This is a genomic window from Paenibacillus sp. AK121, assembly GCF_019042715.1.
Lineage (GTDB): Bacteria > Bacillota > Bacilli > Paenibacillales > Paenibacillaceae > Paenibacillus > Paenibacillus polymyxa_C.
Genome location: NZ_JAHPJM010000016.1, coordinates 62,674 through 82,940 on the forward strand (window position 1 = coordinate 62,674; position 20,267 = coordinate 82,940).

13 protein-coding genes and 1 riboswitch are annotated in these 20,267 nt (G+C 45.6%); of the genes, 8 read left to right on the top strand and 5 right to left on the bottom strand.

Annotated elements, in window-relative coordinates:
* Positions 1–102: 102 nt before the first annotated feature.
* Positions 103–1,146: an ABC transporter substrate-binding protein gene (locus KSP24_RS22305; protein ID WP_216976779.1), complete on the bottom strand. Its 1,044-nt coding sequence runs from the start codon at positions 1,144–1,146 to the stop codon at positions 103–105.
* 197 nt (positions 1,147–1,343) lie between these two features.
* Positions 1,344–1,453: riboswitch (TPP riboswitch) on the bottom strand.
* 270 nt (positions 1,454–1,723) lie between these two features.
* On the opposite strand from KSP24_RS22305, the gene KSP24_RS22310 reads away from it, so the two are divergent.
* The 3 genes from KSP24_RS22310 to KSP24_RS22320 all read left to right on the top strand — a co-directional run bounded on the left by KSP24_RS22310 (position 1,724) and on the right by KSP24_RS22320 (position 5,815).
* On the top strand, positions 1,724–2,158 hold the full coding sequence (locus tag KSP24_RS22310; RefSeq protein ID WP_216976781.1) for a pyridoxamine 5'-phosphate oxidase family protein: 435 nt from the start codon (positions 1,724–1,726) through the stop codon (positions 2,156–2,158).
* Between the two features lie 217 nt (positions 2,159–2,375).
* Positions 2,376–4,478: a bifunctional 2',3'-cyclic-nucleotide 2'-phosphodiesterase/3'-nucleotidase gene (locus KSP24_RS22315; protein WP_040102298.1), complete on the top strand. Its 2,103-nt coding sequence runs from the start codon at positions 2,376–2,378 to the stop codon at positions 4,476–4,478.
* A gap of 275 nt (positions 4,479–4,753) precedes the next feature.
* Complete coding sequence (locus KSP24_RS22320) at positions 4,754–5,815, top strand: EAL domain-containing protein (RefSeq protein ID WP_129548604.1); 1,062 nt, start codon at positions 4,754–4,756, stop codon at positions 5,813–5,815.
* Between the two features lie 149 nt (positions 5,816–5,964).
* On the opposite strand, the gene KSP24_RS22325 is transcribed toward KSP24_RS22320, so the two are convergent.
* Complete coding sequence (locus KSP24_RS22325) at positions 5,965–7,056, bottom strand: hypothetical protein (protein WP_216976783.1); 1,092 nt, start codon at positions 7,054–7,056, stop codon at positions 5,965–5,967.
* 270 nt (positions 7,057–7,326) lie between these two features.
* Between KSP24_RS22325 and KSP24_RS22330 the strand changes: the two genes are divergently transcribed.
* Positions 7,327–9,027: a glycoside hydrolase family 13 protein gene (locus KSP24_RS22330; protein WP_216976784.1), complete on the top strand. Its 1,701-nt coding sequence runs from the start codon at positions 7,327–7,329 to the stop codon at positions 9,025–9,027.
* A 69-nt stretch (positions 9,028–9,096) separates the two neighbouring features.
* Here the strand turns inward: KSP24_RS22330 and KSP24_RS25515 are convergent, their stop codons facing one another.
* Positions 9,097–9,219, bottom strand: a complete 123-nt coding sequence (locus KSP24_RS25515; RefSeq protein ID WP_302054378.1) for a hypothetical protein — start codon at positions 9,217–9,219, stop codon at positions 9,097–9,099.
* 117 nt (positions 9,220–9,336) lie between these two features.
* Positions 9,337–10,134, bottom strand: a complete 798-nt coding sequence (pdaA, locus tag KSP24_RS22340; protein WP_058831382.1) for a delta-lactam-biosynthetic de-N-acetylase — start codon at positions 10,132–10,134, stop codon at positions 9,337–9,339.
* A 273-nt stretch (positions 10,135–10,407) separates the two neighbouring features.
* Here pdaA and KSP24_RS22345 point away from each other — a divergent pair, with 273 nt between their 5' ends.
* Positions 10,408–11,430, top strand: a complete 1,023-nt coding sequence (locus tag KSP24_RS22345; RefSeq protein ID WP_013369091.1) for a methionine ABC transporter ATP-binding protein — start codon at positions 10,408–10,410, stop codon at positions 11,428–11,430.
* Positions 11,427–12,092 (top strand): methionine ABC transporter permease, encoded by a 666-nt coding sequence (locus tag KSP24_RS22350; RefSeq protein WP_025678688.1) that lies wholly within the window; start codon positions 11,427–11,429, stop codon positions 12,090–12,092. Before KSP24_RS22345 ends, KSP24_RS22350 begins: the two co-directional genes overlap by 4 nt.
* A 135-nt stretch (positions 12,093–12,227) precedes the next feature.
* Here KSP24_RS22350 and KSP24_RS22355 read toward each other — a convergent pair whose 3' ends face one another.
* A complete protein-coding gene (locus KSP24_RS22355) occupies positions 12,228–13,208 on the bottom strand; it encodes an aldo/keto reductase (RefSeq protein ID WP_025678690.1) in 981 nt (326 codons plus the stop codon).
* A gap of 272 nt (positions 13,209–13,480) precedes the next feature.
* Between KSP24_RS22355 and KSP24_RS22360 the strand changes: the two genes are divergently transcribed.
* Positions 13,481–16,951, top strand: coding sequence for an S-layer homology domain-containing protein (locus KSP24_RS22360; RefSeq protein ID WP_216976786.1), 3,471 nt, complete (start codon positions 13,481–13,483; stop codon positions 16,949–16,951).
* Positions 16,952–17,111: 160 nt separating this feature from the next.
* The gene (locus KSP24_RS22365; protein WP_216976788.1) at positions 17,112–20,252 is read left to right on the top strand and encodes an ATP-binding protein; all 3,141 of its coding nucleotides are present in this window, start codon (positions 17,112–17,114) and stop codon (positions 20,250–20,252) included.
* Positions 20,253–20,267: the final 15 nt, after the last annotated feature.

Genomic DNA, 20,267 nt, shown 5'->3' on the forward strand with positions numbered 1-20,267 from the left:
GGGAAATCTGAAGGCGGTGGCGATGGAAAGCACCATCCGTCCGCGTAGTGGCGCTTCGTTCACTTCTTAAGTCGAGTCTTATTTAGTGTTTTTACAAAATGATCAACGCTTGGGCAAGAAGTCGTTTGTGAAGGCCTTATCGACTTCCAAAGGTTTGTTGAGCAGCTTGCGTTCATACATCCAGTCCGAGTAGTTTTTCCATACCTCCGCTTTTTGTACGCCCCATTGCGCGGCATCGTCCTGATAACGCGGGCTTAGCCATTTTTGACTAGCAAGTACCAGTTTTTTGTCCAGCTCCGGCACAGCTTTACTTAAGATATCTGCCGCTTCTTCTGGATGGGCGATAGTGTATTCATAGCCTTGCGCGGTAGCGTCCATGAACGCTTTGACTAGGTCAGGATCATTTTTTATCGTCTGTTCATTGCTCACAATTACAGGTGTATAGTAATCGAGGTTTTTGGAATAATCTTTTACATATAGCATATCCAATGGCTCACCTCGAAGCTTGGCCTCAATCCCGGTCCATGCGTAGAAAATCCAGGCGAAGTCAATATCCCGCTTCACAGCTGTAAAATAGTCTGCATTGCCCATATTGACGATCTTCACTTTGCTCACATCACCTTGGTCTGAATCCATGATGGATTTCATGACCGCTTCTTCTACAGGAGAACCCCAGCCGCCGTAGCTTTTACCCTCGAAATCTTTCGGGCTTTTAATTCCGCGGTCTACCGGGGCTGCGAAGCCAGAGGTGTTATGCTGAATCACCGCAGCGATGGATACGAGCGGCACGCCTTGGATGCGAGCCTGAGTGACGCCTTCTTGATAGCTGATACCAAAAGGTGCAGCATTCGAAGCAACCATTTGGTCGGCTCCGCCTGAGCCTGGTTGAACAATTTGGACATTCAAGCCTGCTTTTTCGTAAAATCCTTTGTCCTTGGCGACATAGAGTCCTGTGTGATTCGTATTGGGTGTCCAGTCGAGCACGACTTTAACATCTTTGAGCCCCTTTGCCGAGGTAGACGTTGAAGTGTCGGCAGCAGGAGCCTCCTTTTGAGATATAGGGGGATTGCCGCCGCAAGCGGTCAGAGTCAGAGCCATGAGCCACAGACTGATTAGACCCAGGCTTAACATTTTCATGCGCTTCATCGTTGTGTTCTCTCCTTTTTAATTACCCGTTATCCGTCCAATCAGACAGCTTATGTTCCCCATTTTCACAAAAATAACATCTGCCGGAATGCTATCTTTCCAACAACTTCATCTTCAACAAAAAAAGCGTCCCGGGATTCCGGGACGCTTGCGCTTGTATATACCAAAGTAAGGGATGTCCTGTTTTAATAAAAAGGCACATCTTGCTTAAGCATTCCTACGCTGGCATTACCCAGATCAGGTTGTAAGGGTCAGTGTCTTGGGACACACTCTCAGCCGGCCGATTCCAGCACCCCTGGCATTGTATGGTTTAATGGGTTCGTTTATTCGGGTTTACTACGACGATTATATGCCTTGAAGGCGGGTCTGTCCAGCTTTAAGGAAGCGCTCACGGTTCATATGCCGAATGACAGGGTACACTTTTACTGTGAGCTTTGATCTGAAAATGAACATGAATCATTCAGATCTGTTCTGGTCATGTTATTTTCAGAACAGCTACACTGTATGTTTAGGAGAGCTGGTGCCAAGTGGCATAGACTCTATAGAATTCTAATTCGTAAAAAGGAGTTGTTGTACTGTGGGTAAAACGGATACATTGGATCGCAGTCAGCTGGAACAAGCCATTGTGAAGGCTTTGGATAACAACAAATTTTGCTCGTTAGGTACGGTAGAGGGCGGAAAACCGAAAGTGCGCTATATGGCCCTTTTTAACGATGGAATGAACATTCATCTGGCGACGGATCGCAAAACACATAAAGTGGAAGAGCTAAAGAACAATCCGAATGCTTATCTGCTGCTGGGTTATGAAGTGGGTGGTACAAAGGAAGTCTTGGAAGTGGAGGCTACCGTCCAGGTTACAGCTGATGAGGGGTTACGCAAACAAGTGTGGAATGATTCTCTGAAAAAGTGGTTTTCCGGACCTGATGATCCCGATTATGTCATTTTAGACGTCAATCCGACTCGTATTGAGTACGTTGGTCAACAAACGGAGCGCCAGGTGTGGACGAAATAGAAACAATATAACAGACAAGCCAGTAAATTTCCAACCTTTTCAGGAGATTTACTGGCTTTTTTTATGCGAAAAATAATTATTTTTTCATAAATATTTTAAGCAAATGACTACTCTTTTGTCTGGCGTTGGATTAAAATAGGAATGGTGGGTTCAAAGCTTACATATATGTGCAAAAGTATGTATATGAGGCATACACCTTAATGAGGAGGGGTATATTTTGTTATTTCGTAAAAATTGGTTTAAAGGGTTTACAGCAGTAGTTGTAGCTTGTAGCCTGCTGGTGTTTTCAGCCGCTCCATCCTGGGCAGCTAGCGACTCTCGCTATAGCGCTACGGTGAATTTGCGGATCATGGAGACAACGGATATTCATGGGGCGCTGATGAACTATGATTACTATTCGGACAAGGAAACCAATGAATATGGCTTGATTAGGACAGCAGGCTTGATCCAACAGGCTCGTAGTGAAACAAGAAACAGCATGCTGTTCGATAACGGTGATTTGCTGCAGGGCAATCCATTAGGCGATTATATGGCCCGCAACAAAACCTTTGAGAAAGAAGGCGGTATCCATCCGGTCTATAAGATGATGAACTTGATGGGCTATGATGCGGCTACTGTCGGCAACCACGAATTTAACTACGGTCTCGACTTTCTGGACAAATCGCTCAAGGGAGCTGATTTTCCTTACGTAAATGCGAACGTTTATGTTGATAAAGGGGGTCAAGCTACTAAAAATTATTTTACCCCCTATCAGATTCTTGATAAAACAGTAACGGATGAGAAGGGCGAAGAGCATACACTCAGAGTGGGTGTCATTGGTCTAGTAACACCTCAAATTATGCAGTGGGATGAAGCTAATTTGAAGGATAAGGTCGTTACAAAGGATATCGTGGAAACAGCCAAAAAGTTTATTCCACAAATGAAAACAGAAGGTGCTGACATTATTGTCGTGCTTGCACACACAGGTTATGAGGATGTGCCGCAAACGCCAATGATGGAGAATGCCGTTAAGTATTTAAGCCAGGTGGACGGAATTAACGCGATTCTGTTTGGGCATGCTCATAAATCTTTCCCTGGCCCTGATTTTAAAGATATGAAGGGTGTAGATTTGGATAAAGGAACCATTAATGGCGTGCCGGCCGTGGAAGCTTCTTCGTGGGGCAAGGATCTGGGGATTATTGACCTGAGCCTGGAAAAGAAGAAAAACGAGTGGAACGTAATCAACTCTCAGTCTCAAGTACGTCCGGTTGTGAGTACCACAAACCAGGCTGTGCAGTTTACACCTGACTACAAACTGACAGATTCGATCAGGGAAGAGCATCAAGGAACGCTAGATTATATTCGTCAACCTGTCGGTACAACGACTGCACCGATTACCAGCTATTTTGCATTAGTGCAGGATGATCCGTCCATTCAAATTGTGACAAATGCACAGAAATGGTATGTTCAAAACCATCTTAAAGGAACAGAATACGAAAAGCTTCCCGTATTGTCGGCAGGCGCTCCATTCAAAGCTGGTGGTCGCAACGGTGCCGAGTATTATACCAACATTCCCGAAGGTACAATAGCGATTAAAAACGTGTCCGATCTGTACGTGTACCCGAACACGGTTCATGCCGTAGAAGTTACTGGTGCTGAAATTCAGGAGTGGCTGGAATGGTCTGCGGGTCAGTTCAACCGCATTGATCCTAGCAAAACAGAGGAACAATCGCTGATCAACAAAGATTTTCCAACCTACAATTTTGATGTGATTGACGGTGTGAATTACCAGATTGATGTAACTCAGCCTGCACGATATGATGCCAAGGGAACTATTATTGATTCTTCAGCCCATCGTATCAAGGATCTGCAATACAATGGGAAGGCTATTGATCCTGCACAGAAATTTATCGTTGCGACCAATAACTATCGTGCTTCCTCCTCCAAACTGGCCAACCCAGATGGCAAACGTATTGTGATGGCAGCACCAGATGAAAGTCGCCAAGTCGTTGTTGATTATATCCGTACGAACGGAACGATTAACCCGTCAGCGGACGGTAACTGGTCTATTGCTCCTTTTGGTCAGGCCAAGGTTACCTTTGAGTCCTCTCCTGATGCCAAAGATGTGCTGGCCGGAAATCAACAAATTTCATACTTGAGCAGCGCGGCAGACGGGTTTGCCAAATACAGCTTGAAAGCTGGCGCTAAGTCTAGTGCAGCAACGACGTCTGTGAAGGAAGCTGCGGCACCTGCGAAAGCAACCGCGAAGCCAGCTGTTAAAACGACTAAACCTGCAGCTGCAAAACCAGCTAAAACAACGAAACCAAAGGCATCCAAGTAACTTGGAGCTTTAGTTTCCACTCCATATCAGAATGAAGCAGTAAGTCTCTTTAAACAAGAGACTTGCTGCTTTTTTTGATAGCAAATACAACAGTACCCGCGTTTATCATGAGTGTAAAAAAGGTTTTGTTTTTGTCGAATATGTACTTAAGTCCTAAGTTGTTGTTAAAAATAAGCTTATTTTTTGTAAAAACACGTAATTATATAGTGCTTTTGTTCTAGTTATTTGTGATATAATGGTGATAAAACCGGGAAATTGTTCCGAGGAGGACCATTATGACTTGCAGCAATTGCAGCATCATATTACCTATTAAGGATCAAGGATTGCTGAAAATTAGGCATTCTAGGGTGTCGCTTACTCCAGCATTAGAGGGCTTGGGCATGCTATCGGAACAAATGAAACAAGAACATTGGTGTGAGGGTAACATCGTGTTTCGCTATGACAGCCGTTCACAGTTGGAACAGCTGGTTAACGGACTGGCTCGTCTGCCGCAGGAGTGCTTGAGCCGAATGCAAGTTGTGGTGACTGGCTTGCAACATGTTGAGGGATTTGAGGAATGGCTTTTATTTGGTCAATTGCAAGCTCGACTGCAACATCCGGATCTGGTGAGTATTATTAATAATCAAAACTTTACCAGCCATATGCAGCCTATTGTTGACTACAAGCTGAATGTCATCGGCTTTGAGTTTTTGCTGCGTCCATCACAGCCAGATAAGTCTTTTCAGCCTTTCCGACTGTTTGAAGTCGCCCGTGAAGCTGGATTGCATGCTCATTTGGATCGCTCGGCTCGTATTTCCGCTATTGAAAAAAGTGCGACCTGCCTTCCGGCGGGGATTAAACGATTTATTAACTTTCTCCCTTCAACCATTTATAATCCGGCTTATTGCTTGAATCATACCTTTGAGACGATTGAACGGTTATCTATGAATACGGAGGATTTTGTGTTTGAGGTCGTAGAGACGGAAGAAATAGACGACCTGAATTTTTTGCATCAAATCTTTGAACAGTATCGTACACGGGGAGTTTCAGTGGCACTCGATGATGTAGGAGCAGGCTATTCTACGACAGAGCTTATGAATTGCCTCCAGCCCGATTATATTAAAATTGACCGCAGTATAATTGATGGCTGTCATCATAACAGTGATCAGAAACGGCAAATTACTGGGATAGTGGAATCGGCTTTTCGTTTTGGAGGTCAGGTGTTGGCTGAAGGTATAGAGCAAATGGAGGATTTTGAATTTTGTCGCGATGCAGGTGTGTCACTGGCCCAGGGTTATTTGTTTGGTAAGCCGGAGCCTACACCGCCTTCCAACTTTATACTGAGCAGAGTAGTATAATCTGAAATAGCGTATTCTATAAGAAAATCGACATAAATAACCCGATGATCTATGGTCACCGGGTTATTTAACATTTTAGAACAATCACATCTTAATTATATTCTTTGCACTATTGAGGCGATCCATGTATCCATCTAGTGTTATTGCGATTATAGCGTGATCACGTATAAACCCAGCGGAGTGGTGGCGCTACCTGCAACCATGAAGCTAAGAGAATAGCTCGACTGGCCAGGAGGGACGCGGATGTCAGTCAGTCGGCATACCTTGGTATTATCTTGTAGCAAGGGGATACCATATACATGACCATCCACGCGTACAGACCCGGCGAACGCGCCTCCACGTGGATTGGCATAGATTCGTACGGTACGTACCTCACTACTGTGATTAACGATAGGAATGGTCGCGTTATATATCGTTCCGAATTGTCCGCGATTATCAAGCGCAGGCCCCAGCTCGCTGCGTTCCCCTGTAAACAGCAGATCTGCAGGAGTTTCGCCGTTCAGCTTCTTAGTGGCACATGCTCGGTAGTTGGCGTTTTGCCCTACTACATACTCCGGCATGCGCGCATTTGTTTCAGAAAAGGACCATACTCCTCGTGGGTGCGCCTGCGGCGGGGGGACAGGAGGGAGTGCATCCTTGTGAATCTCGCGCAGATCCGTCTGCGTATCTTTGCTGACTACGGTGCGAATCACATAGTCCAGCGTACCGTGGCCTTCGGCATATTCTACCGTGAGGTCATAGATGAATCCAGCCAGCGATCCTTCGGGCAGCTCAAATTCCTCCAGCAAGGCGGTGCCTCTGCCGAATTTGTGACGGTCTACTGGCTTCAGACGTTTCATCGTACCCGCCAAACAGCTTTTGGCAATAGATTGCCCAACATCAATAATCCAGTTGCCGTCCTCAGGTAAAATCTCAAGGGCACGTTCAATATGACGTACTTCCAGGCGAGCCGTGCTTTTATTCTCTATGGTGATGCCCAGTTTAACAGGGCTGCCTATTTTGTTATAATGCCAGCCGAAAATCCGATGCTTGACTGTCCGGGTTGTGGTGCGAACCACATCATGCCACAAAGTGGCTTGCTCGGTAGGTACCGTCACATGGGTAAGCGTCTCCGGGTTATCGCTAAGCATCAGGCGGCGTGTTCCCCCCTCAGTGGCTGACTCCACATCCACATGGATGTTGGGTGGGATTACAGCTGATTCCACAATCAGATCCTTTGGCTCCTTGGGTCGAAGGTTCATATACATTCCTCCCTAAATTCAAGAATGGCACCGCTCTTGGTTCAAGTATATGGGCAGTTCATAAATATAGGTAACGCCAAGTCAATTTATACAACCTGTTTTTCAAAAATTAAATTAAAAAATATATCGTAGGCTATAGCAGCTCTGCTTATGCGCCCGAGCAAGCTTACATGTCCCTTATTTCCCTGCACCAACGATTCGCATACAGGTATTGCGTGTATGTTAAGAGCATAAGCTATTGGATGTACAGAGAAGATACAGGAGGGAAACATGCCTAAAAAAATATGGTGGAAGGAAGCTGTTGTTTATCAGATATACCCGATCAGTTTTCAGGATTCTGACGGAGACGGAAAAGGGGACCTGCGCGGCATTTTGTCTCGGCTGGATTATCTGTCTGAGCTGGGGATTGATGTGATCTGGATTTGCCCGATATATAAGTCGCCCAATCACGATAACGGATATGACATTAGCGATTATTATGCCATTATGGATGAGTTTGGAACGATGGAGGATTTTGATGAACTCCTTCATCAGGCACATGAACGAGGCATCAAAATTATGATGGATTTGGTATTAAACCATACGTCGGATGAGCATCCGTGGTTCACGGAGTCACGCTCATCCAAGGATAATCCGAAGCGAGACTACTACATATGGCGAACAGGCAAAAATGGCGGATATCCGAACAACTGGGAATCATATTTCTCCGGTTCTGTGTGGAAATATGACAAGCTTACAGACGAATATTACATGCATCTGTATTCCGAGCATCAGCCGGATCTGAACTGGGAAAATGAAGAGATGGTGAGTGAACTCTATCGTATGGTGGAATGGTGGTTAAAAAAGGGAGTCGATGGCTTCCGCTTTGACGCCATTGCCCATATTGTCAAAGCAGAAGGACTGCCGGATGCGCATAATCCTGACAAACAAACCTTGGTGCGTGCCTATCAACTCTTTTCCAATCTGGAACAGGTTCATGTACTTCTACGGATGCTAAATGAAAAAGTACTGGAGCGTTATCCCTTAATGACGGTTGGCGAAACGTCCGGTTTAGGACCGGAACAGGCACTGGATTATGTGGGAGATCAGCGGCATGAGCTGAATATGGTGTTCCAGTTTGAGCACATGTTTATTGATGCACAAGGGTTAGGAACGGAAAAATGGAAGTACAAGTCGTGGACGCTGGTGGAACTGAAAAAAATAATGAGTAGTTGGCAGACGGTGCTTCATCAGGAAGGATGGAATGCCAATTATCTCAACAATCACGATCAACCACGAGCTCTCTCCCGTTTTGCGAATGATGGACAATATCGTGTGGAATCCGCCAAAATGCTGGCAACCTTCACACATATGCTTGAGGGTACACCTTATATTTATCAGGGTGAGGAAATCGGGATGACGAATATTGCCTTCCCGTCAATTGATGATTATCGGGATGTGGAAACGTTAAACTACTATGAGCAGCAACGGAAGCTCGGTGAGCCGGAGGAGCAGATTATGGCCGCGATCTGGCGAAAAAGTCGGGATAATGCGCGCACTCCCATGCAGTGGAATGCCGGACCTGCAGCCGGATTTACCGATGGAGAGCCGTGGATGAAAATTAATGATAACTACACGCACATTAATGCAGAGGCAGAAAGAAATGACCCGAACTCAATTTTCCACTATTATCGTAAGTTGATTGCTCTGCGCAAACAACATGAGGTCATAGTCTATGGCGAATACAAGCTGTTGTTGCCACTTGATACAGAGCTATATGTATTTTCACGCATGCTGGGACAAGAGTGTTTGCTTGTCATTTTGAATTTCTTTGACCGTGATCCCGTGTTCCACTGGCCCGACGGTGAGAAGTTTCCTGCCGCCAAGGCGGAGCTGCTTCTCTCCAACTACGAACCGGTAAAAGGAGAAAATTTGCACGCCTTGAAGCTGCGGCCTTATGAAGCTAGAGTGTATAAGCTAACCTTGAAATAGGCGTTGTTCCTTTGGATGGTAAAAGGAAGGAAAGGCCCATAGAGGGACCTCCCCTTCCTTAGCATTGGACTAAATAGTTACTGTTTCAGCCAATTCACGTATTTTGGCGATAATCCGCTCTTCTTGATTTTCCCCCTCATTGGAGATAGATTCAGTCGCGTAGGCAGCCAGTTCAGCATGGTGATGAATCATGACGGATATCCATGACCTTCCTTATTCGTAAACTAATCAGCCCGATTCACACAGTCTGCTAGGGCAGATGTGGATCGGGCTGATGACGGTATTGAGTCATTAAGTTAGATGCTATTTTTAGTGATAGTGCTTAACTTTAAGGTCATCCAGGCTTTTGAACTCATATCCTTGCTTGCGAGCCTCGTCAATGATCGAGCCAAGTGCCTCGGCATTATCCTTGGATACAGAATGGAGCAAAATGACCGCTCCAGGGTGGAGCTGCTGCATAACTTGGCGATAGGCATAGTCTGTTCCTCGCTGAATATTCGTGTCCCAGTCCTTGTAGGCCACCGACCAGAACACACTCGTGTATCCGGCTTCTCGACAGGATGCCAATGCTTTTTCATTAAAAATGCCGCGCGGTGGCCGGACATATTTCATTTCCTTTTGCCCAGTCAGCTCTGCAGACGCAGTTCGTACCCGATCCAGCTCAGACCGAATCTCTGCCGAAGAAATGGTGCTCATATCAGGATGGCTCCATGAATGGTTTCCGATAATATGGCCTTCGCTGGCCATGCGGCGCATCAAATCCGGTTGGTCTTTTACAAAATGCCCGGTTACAAAGAAGGCGGCTGGAACCTTTTTGGCTTTCAATACATCCAGCACCTTGGGAGTATATCCATTTTCGTAACCGTTGTCGAAAGTAAGAAACAATTCTTTCTTAGTCGTATCCCCCAAAAAGATGCCGCCTTGTCTTTCAATCAGGTGCATAAAGCCTTCTTGTGCGATGGAAGGCAGCTCGCCTCCCTTACTTTTTTTAAATCCAAAATGATACGGCTGTCCGTCCACAGCTTGGGTAGCTGATGCTGATTCTCCCATAACTGTGGACATCCCCATCAATGCAATGCATAGCCACAAGGTAAATATTTGCTTCATCTATCTTCCTCCGCTTCCGCCCTGATTCGGGTAAGATGTGTATACTTCGGCTTATTCCATACCATCTGCAATATCATGTTCATTTATGCAAAGAAAGAAATGCTTGCACCAAACTTAAAACACATATTGACATCAATATAAAATCGAAGTAGTATACTCTATAAAACTTACTAAAATACTCGGATTTAAATTTGATTCGATGTTCGTGCCATAGGAAAGAAATCAACTCAGAGAGATTTTACATACTTGATGGAGCGGGAGGAGTTAGGAGCTATGATTGAACTTAGGAATGTATCCAAAACCTATGTAAGAAAAGGCTTAAGCATTCAAGCGTTAAAAAATATAAATATCACAGTGGATAAAGGAGATATCTTTGGTTTTATCGGATTCAGTGGTGCGGGAAAAAGTACGCTTATCCGTTTGGTCAATCGTCTGGAGAAAGTAACGACCGGTGAGGTTCTTGTCGAAGGGGAGAGCTTAAATGCCTACTCGACCTCGGGGCTGCGAAAAGTAAGGAAGAAGATCGGCATGATTTTTCAGCATTTTAATCTGCTGGAATCGAAAACAGTATTCGAAAACATTGCCATTCCGTTGGTGCTGCTCAAGCGCAACAAGCGGGAAATTGAGAGGCGTGTAACAGAGTTGCTGGCATTCACAGGATTATCGGATAAGGCAAATAGTTATCCCAGCGAGCTTTCCGGCGGACAAAAGCAGCGTGTCGGGATTGCCCGGGCGCTTGCGAGCAACCCGTCCATTTTGCTCTGTGATGAGGCAACCTCGGCACTCGATCCGCAGACCACGCAGTCTATTCTTGATTTGCTTCGCAAAATTAACAAGGAATACAAGATCACCATATTGATCATCACCCATGAGATGTCGGTCATTCAGCGGATTTGCAACAAGGTAGCTGTAATGGAGAAGGGGGAAATCATTGAGCAGGGCGATGTACTGGAGGTATTCGGGCAGCCGAAGCATCCAACGACGCAAAGCTTTGTACGCACAGTTATTCACGATGAAGTACCGGATAGTGTGCTGCAAACGTTCGAGCAACAAGAGTCGCAACGCATATACAAGCTGGAATTTATTGGACAGGCAGCTTCCGACCCAGTGGTTCATGAATTGATTCGAAAGCATGATATCCATGTGAACATTTTGTTTGCCAACATGACGGAGATACAAGAAACGACGATTGGCTATATGACACTTCAACTGCGCGGTGAGCAGCAGGCCGTTCAGCAGGCTGTTGATTTTATCAAGAGCAAAGGAGTCCATATTCAGGAGGTGGAGAGTCTATGATGATTACAGGAACCACGATAACTTGGGATCAACTGTGGGAAGCTTTGTATGAATCCGTGCTCATGGTCAGCATATCATTATTTATTGGCGCTCTGATTGGGGTCCCTATCGGTATTTTACTTGTTGTCACCCGTTCAGGCGGAATTTTGGAGAACAAATGGCTGTACGGTATTTTAAATCCGATCATTAACATTGTCCGTTCCTTACCGTTTATTATTTTGCTGATAGCGATCATTCCGTTAACTCGTCTGATTGTGCATACATCTATTGGGACCAGTGCGGCCATTGTCCCCTTGATTATATATATAGCACCCTATATCGGCAGGCTGGTGGAAAATTCGCTGTTGGAGGTCAACCCGGGGATATTGGAGGCAGCAGATGCGATGGGAGCGACTCCGTTTCAGGTCATTCGATACTTTTTGCTACCCGAGGCATTCAGTTCTTTGATTTTATCGTTAACGACAGCCGCCATTGGACTGATTGGTGCAACGGCTATGGCTGGTGCGGTCGGTGGCGGTGGGATTGGCGACCTGGCGATAGCGTATGGCTATCAACGTTTTGATACGCTGGTAATGCTGATTACTGTTATCATTCTAGTCGTGTTTGTACAAGGTGTTCAGTCCTTGGGCAATCTGCTCTCCCGCAAAGCACGCAGGGGTTAATGAACAAAACGGATATAAAAATATATAGTTGGTATGTCAGGTTTTAGCGTTATTACTGATCAAGAAACGCCCTATGTAACTGGATAGGGCGTTTTTGCTGTTTCTTATATCCAAACTATTATCACATTGCTATTTTTATAGAGCGCCAATTACTGGATGAGGAACATACAGTTCTTCCAGCGACGCAATTTCCTCTGGTGTTAACGTAATTGATAGAGCAGCTACCGCATCTTCGAGATGAGATGTCTTTGTAGCACCGATAATGGGAGCAGTCACCGGTGCTTTCTGCAGCAACCAGGCAAGAGCAATTTGAACGCGGGGAACTCCACGTTTTTCTGCGATTGTCGCAACCTGCTCCACAATCAATCGATCGGAATCTGCAGTCGCATCGTATTTAGATTTTGCCACTTGATCGGTTTCAGACCGATGTGTTGTTTCCTGCGTATCCCGCGTCAATCTACCTCCTGCAAGCGGGCTGTATGGAATTACACCGATCTTTTCCTCCTTACAAAGCGGCAGCATTTCTCTCTCTTCTTCACGGTATAAGAGGTTTAAATGATTTTGCATTGATACAAACCGTGTCCATCCATTATTCTCAGCGACATGCAATGCCTTGAGAAACTGCCATGCATACATGGCAGAAGCACCAATATATCTTGCCTTTCCGGCCTTCACAACATCATGTAATGCTTCCATCGTCTCTTCAATAGGGGTATTGTAATCCCAGCGATGGATTTGGTATAGATCCACATAATCTGTCCCCAGTCGCTTAAGGCTCTTATCAATTTCGCTCATGATAGCCTTTCGGGAAAGTCCCGCACCATTGGGGCCTTGATGCATACGGAAATGAACCTTTGTTGCTAGGACAATTTCATCTCGATTCGCATAATCCTTTAAAGCCCGTCCGACAATTTCCTCGCTAGTTCCATCTGAATATACATTTGCGGTATCAAAAAAATTAATGCCTAGCTCCAGAGCTTTTTTTATAACTGGACGACTGCGCTCTTCATCTAGTATCCATGGATGAATCCATCGTTCAGCGACCCCGAAGCCCATACAGCCAAGACAAAGCCGGGATACATCCAAGCCGGTATTTCCAAGCTTAACATAGTCCATTTGATTATACCTCGCTTCCTAGATATGGTTTTCTTCAAATCTAGTCTACTCCACCGCTTACATCGGATATTATGCCATATGGAGTTAACTCCAAGCCAAGCATTTTTGCTGCGGAATGATTCGTATAGGTCTAATTGTTCAGAATCGGTTCAGTAGGGTTTCGTATACTTCTCTTAGCATAGTTCCTTGGTTGCATAAATCGTAGAACTAAACATGACTAAAGCCTTTGATATAACAGGATATATGCCAATAAATAGCGTCTAGGAGTGAAAATGTTGAAACTTGTAAATCGAAATAAATGGATTGCATCTGCAATGGTACTGGGGATTGCTTCAGGCTCCATCGTATCTCTGCCTTGGATGGGCGGTGCCCAGACTGCTTATGCAGCGACAGCAGATACGCAAAGTGAAACTGGATTTGTAACACAAGCTCGCACTTTGGGTTTGATGACAGGTGGTAATCAGGGCGATTTTATGGCACAAAAGAATTTGACCCGCGCAGAAGCGGCTAAAATTTTGTGCAGTCTGTTCCAGTTGGAAGTTAACAATCAGCCGCAAACTTCTTTTATGGATGTGTCCTCGGATGCATGGGGTGCTCCCTATATTGAGGCTGTACGTGCAGCCGGGTATATGACAGGCAACGGAGAACTGTTCCGTCCGGGAGATGCCATTACCAAGGAAGAACTGATCGTATCGCTAGTACGCGCAATGGACTTGCAGGATGCAGGTACTATGGACGCACAGCAAAATGCAGTTCAGGTAGCTCGCAATTATGGTTTGTTATCAGAGGATGCTTCTGCAACGGATTTGAAAAATCCATTGAACCGGGAGAGTAGTGCGGAAGTATTCGTTAGCCTGTTGGATCATCCAGTAGGAGAAGTGAAATCAGAGGGCAATACTGTTCGAATCGGAAATATCCCCTACCAGCTGGAAGGATCTTTGCAAGGCTTGTTCGGTGAAAATAACAAAGCGGTATTAAAAGGGGCAAAAATCGATCTTAACCGTAATTTGCGTACACTCACAGGTGTAAAACAGCTGGAAATTAACGCAGACGGTGGCGTATTTGACGGTAAGGGTATGTCTTTTGATGGACGCCTAATCGTCAATGGTTCGGTAACCTTGAAAAACATGTCCTCCACAGGCGTATTGGAAATCAAAGGTTCAGGAAATCAGTCTGTATCGGCCATTTTGGAAAATACGACATGGTCTGGTGTGGAGTTGGGCTCTAAGGATGCCAAGCTGACAGCAACCGGAACGACAAAGATTGACAACTTGACGCTGAAAAATGATGCATCGATCATGACCGAAGGAAATGCTGCGATTAGCCGTGTTTCATTACAACAGGGACTCGGCAAGCTGTTGGTTAACGGTAGTATTGGTTTGCTGGATGCATCTCAATATGTGGGCGTTCCCTTAATTACGTTGGCTAAGGGAGCAGCAATCAGCCAGCTTAACCTGCCGGAACAAAAACAGCCGCGGGATGTTATCATTAACTATGATGCGGTGAAAGAAGCTATTGGTCTCGTGAATGGTACAAAGAACTCATCCTCTGCTGGATCGGTTATCACGGATACAGACAGCAAAGATAAGAAAAAACACGACAGTGACATTATCAGCGTAGACCGCAGTCAGTTGGAGACAGAAATCAATGCAGCCAAAGAACTGCTGGAGCGTGCAGATGAGGGTGGAACAGATCAGGCGCTTTACCCAGCCGCAGCGAAGGAAAGCCTGTCTATAGCAATCAATCAAGCTATGCTGGTACTGAACAATACGGCAGCCACGCAGGCAGAAGTAGATCAAGCGCTCAGCACATTGAAACAGGATGTTTCTGTATACACGGCCTCAGTCACAGAACCGGTGATTGGAACACAGGAATTAACTAGACTGATTCAGTTAGCTTCGACTATCCTTGAACAAAACCGGATGGTTGGTGACGAATTTCCGCCTCTTTGGGATGACTCACTAAGTCAAGCTATTCGATTTGGCAACAATGTGTTGGAAGGGAATGCGCCTCAGAATATTGTGGATCGGGAAGTAGAAAGCTTGGGTCGAGTAATAAAGGTATACAAAGCATCAGTAAAACTCAGAGATGTCTATCTGCATTTTCTCGATGTAACGGATCGTGTGGAGAATTTGAAAACTGACAAAGCGCGTTACAAGTCCATTGTGAGGGAAGGATCAAAAGTATATCTGAATCCATTATCTACAACTGAGCAGTTGGACGAATGGAAACAAAAAATAGAAGGTGCCACAGAATCATTCTTGGCACTGCAAGCAGCGGACTTCTCAGTGCTTAAAAATACTTTACAAGAAGCGCAGGTTATCTACGATCAGAGTGGTTCTCAAAATGCTGAACTAGACAACCTGATTCAGGAATATACAGAGAAGATGCACACTGCTATGACCCAGCAGGACGTATTGAACTTGAACATGGAGCTGAGTCAAAGGCTTACGGAATTTACTGCGCCAGTGCCTGCTACAACTCGGGAAAAACTGCAGCAGCTGGTTCAAGATATTCAACTCAAACTGCTGTCTGACCCAGTGGCTCGTAATTACTTGAATACGGAAATGCAGCTTTTAGATCAACAAACAGTACAAGCCCACTTTGCACTTATTATGCCGTTTACTCCTGAGGAGCAATTGGTGATCTCTTATAATCAATTAAGTCAGGCTAAAGGGACCTATATTGAAAAATATAATGAGAAAAGGCTACAGTTGAGACACGAAATCATTGAAATGCAGACATCGATTAATGAAGTATTGGTGCAAAATTCAGGCGCATTAAGTGCTGAAGCCCAGCAAGCTTTATCTTCTGCTTCAGAGCATGCCTCTATCTTCTTAGGATTGTCCAGCTTTCAATTACAAGACGTTGTTCCTGTATACGAGGAGTTGCAACAGGTACAGAGCCAGTATGCTGCACCAATAGCAGTGGATACCATGTTGTTAAATTTCAACATAAGTATAGCTAATAATGAAGTTCAGACGTTCGGCCGTCATTATACCGAACAAGATAACGAAGAGCTTCAAGGGCAAATTAATCAGGCAAACCTTGTGCTTAATAATCCGGATATTACACAGCTTCAGGTAGACCAGGCTAACACAGATTTGATTACAGCGCTTTCGAACTATCAATCCAAATGGATCGTAACTGATCTTGATATCAATGAGCTTAAGAACATTGCGAACAATCTGCTTACAGTAAATGGTACAGATCCTACGACGGTCTACTTTCACAGAGTAGTGGATGCATTCAATCGTCTGGACCCGTATTTGCCTATGCCGGAAGTTAAGAGAAATTACATGAATCTGGAAGATGCGATTCAGGAGTATAAAGATTTTATAGCCAGCCAGCAACAAAGCAGCGGAACAGGCAGCGGCGACAGCAGTGGTGGAGCAACACCGCCAAGCGATAGCAGCGGAACAGGCAGCGACGACAGCAGTGGTGGAGCAACACCGCCAAGCGATAGCGACGGAACGGGAAGCGGCGACAGCAGTGGTGGAACAACACCGCCAAGCGATAGCAACGGAACAGGCAGCGGCGACAGCAGTGGTGGAGCAACATCGCCAAGCGATAATAGCGGAACAGGAAGCGGCGACATTAGCGGTGGAGCAACACCGCCGAGCGATAACAGTGGAACAGGAAGCAGCGACAGCAGTGGTGAAGCAACGCCACCGAGCGATAGCAGCGGAGATGATTCAGGCTCGATTCCTGGCGGTAGTATTGATGACGTTATAATTCCTTAATAAGGGGAATATAGGAAGTGCAAGGATGTATAGAAGGGGACGATTCCGCACAGATTTTATCTGCGGCGGACGTCCTTTTTTGTATGGACAACGCTTCTAATGTAGCTGAATAGAATAACCGATACAAAAGATAGACGTTATTGAAAAGAGCGGAGGATTTATGAAAAAACAGGGTGTTTTATTTTTTATTATACTTCTGCTTGCGGTTGCGTTGCCGGTGTATCCGTTAGTGTCAGGGGTATTATCCGGAAACAATCATTGGAAAGCTCACAACGGTGTTATTGATTTGCGTAATTGGGACCCCGACAAGGAAGGTGCTGTACAGTTGGGGGGAGAGTGGGAGTTTTATCCTAATCAGCTTTTGCAGCCTTCATCTTTTCAGGAAACGCGATATCAGGATTGGGGAAATCGTCAAAACTCCTCCAAATTGGGATTAGGCACCGGATCTTCTGCCAAAATTGTGGATGTGCCTGGTAAATGGAATCAGTGGATGCCTGGGGGACAGGCGACTGGATATGGAACCTATCATGTTCGTGTACTATTGCCTGAAAAAGTGGAAAATCTGTACGGCATCCATATGCAAAATATTCGCAACTCCAGCCGAGTATGGATTAACGGAGCAGAGGTGGGGGCAAGTGGTATTCCCTCTGTTTCAGCCGACAAGGGCAAGCAGGGCAACGCCCCCTTTGTTGGATTTGCTGCAGTAGATGGACATTCGGCTGATATTACCGTGCATGTGGCTAATTATAGCTATTCCTCTGGGGGGATCATTTATCCGCTGCTATTTGGGGATTATGCCAGTATTACGCATAGCCGTGAAGTAGCGATGGCAGAGGACACCGTACTGGTTGCAGGATTTTTTATCCCTACCGTATTTTTTATCATGCTGTACTTTTTACGTAGAAAAGAGAAGGCCCTGCTTTACTTAGCATGCTTTTGCATCGCGGCACTATTTTACATTCTGACACATGGAGAGAAGCTGCTAGTCTGGGGGATGCCGGATTTGCCTTATGAATGGATATTGAAAATTCAATCGTTCTCTTCGACGCTGTTCTACTATTTTCTGATTCGGTATGTTCATCTGACGACACAGATTGTTATGAATCGAATCGTGCTGCTTCTATATAATATTGTAACCGCACTGATGCTGGGTATGGGGCTATTGTTGCCTACACTGGTCCTTTCATCCTTTGAGACTTTTATTCTTCTTTTTGGTGTAGTCAGTGTGGGGTATGTATTACTGATTCTGATTCGTGGACTTCTTCAACGGACGGATGATGCTGCGCTGCTAGTCATTAGTATTATGAGCATTCTTATGATTGTGGTAACTAGTTTTGTGTATGTTCTGGGCTGGGGAGATGTACGTGGGGTGACAGCCTATGAAATGCTCATATTCGTATTGGCCCAAACACTACTGCTGGCCAAACGTTTTGTATATTCGTTCATGGAGGTTGAGAACCTATCACGACGGTTGCTGACACTGGATGGGTTAAAGGACGAATTTCTGGCAAACACGTCACATGAGCTGCGTACTCCTCTACATGGCATTATTAATATCGCTCAGTCCATGCTAGACCGCTACGGGACGCAATTCAATGAGCCGCAAAAGCATAACTTGGTCTTGATTGCGAAGGTAGGGCGTAGACTCTCCTATTTGATTAACGATATTTTGGATTTTTCTAATTTGAAAAATGGAAGATTAGCCTTAAACCGTCGGCCTGTAAATGTACAGACTGCCGTGAATTCTGTGCTGGAGGTATTGGGTCATAACGTAGGTAAGAAAAAGCTCCAATTCGTCAAAGAATGGCCTAATTCGTTGCCCAAGGTGGATGCAGATGAGGACCGGTTGAATCAGATCTTATACAATTTATTGGGTAATGCGATGAAATTTACGGAGGAAGGCGAAATCGTAATCTCTGCCAAGGTGAGGAACCGTGAAATGGAAATCAGTGTGAAGGATACCGGACCAGGTATTGCCCCAGACCATCTTTCACACATATTTGAACCTTTTAATCGAGGAGCGAATGCTGAGGACAAAGGATATAGTGGAACTGGGCTTGGGTTAGGCATAACCCGTCGTCTGGTGGAGCTGCATGGAGGTTATATCCGAGTAGAATCCAGATTGGGTAAGGGTTCGACCTTTTATTTTACACTGCCCTTAGCGGAGACTGGTACGTCGGCACATGAAGTTCAAAAAGATGTCTTGTCTGAGGTTATATTGAAGCCTGGTGTGACCTCGAATCAGGGTGTGAATCCGCTTGAAGAGGATGGATTAGAGCAAGTGAGGAATGTTCCCTACAGAGTGCTGGCTGTAGATGATGATGAGGTGAACCTTCGGGTATTGCAGGAGCTGTTATACACCACAGGCTGTAGCGTGGTGGCTGTGGATCGAGCCGAGGAGGCGCTTCAACTGCTGAATGGTCGTGCCCGATTTGATCTAGTTATCACGGACTGGATGATGCCAGAAATGTCCGGTATTGAGTTGTGCCGACGAATTCGCGAAGGGTATTCTCTCTCCGAGCTACCCGTACTGCTGCTGACGGCACGCGACCTGCCCGGCGATATCCATGCAGGCTTTATGGCCGGAGCAAATGACTTTCTGCGTAAGCCTGTTGATGCGGAGGAATTAAAGGCGCGTGTACGCACCCTGTTGAACATGCGTCATTCGGCAGAGGAAGCGGTGCGTTCGGAAATGGCCTTTTTACAGGCGCAAATCAAGCCGCACTTTCTGTACAATGCATTAAATGTTATTGTTTCGACCGTAGCAGTAGACCCGGATAAAGCAGCAGAGCTGCTTATGGAGCTGAGCCAGTATTTGCGCGGAAGCTTTGATTTTCAGAATAGGGAGAATACAGTTCCGCTATGCAAGGAGCTGGAATTGGTAGAATCGTATGTGGCATTGGAAAAAGCCCGTTTTGAAGAACGTTTGCAGGTGACTATAGAGGTAGGGAGGAACATTCGGTCGCTGATCCCGCCATTAAGCATTCAGCCCATCGTGGAAAATGCGATACGACACGGTGTGATGCAACGGGCCACAGGTGGAACAGTGCGGGTGATTGTACAAGAAGATGGAGCCGATTTTGTGGTCAGCGTGACCGATGACGGCGTAGGGATTCCACCAGAGCGACTGCAACAGCTACTGTCGGAGGAGCATGTATCCTCCAGTGTGGGACTGCGTAATATCCATCGCCGTCTGATCCATATGTATGGAGAAGGATTGCGGATTGAAAGCAATCCTATGCAAGGGACGACGGTAAGCTTCCGTGTGCCGGAAACGACCTTATCTCACCCTACTGAATGAATAAAAAAATACAGT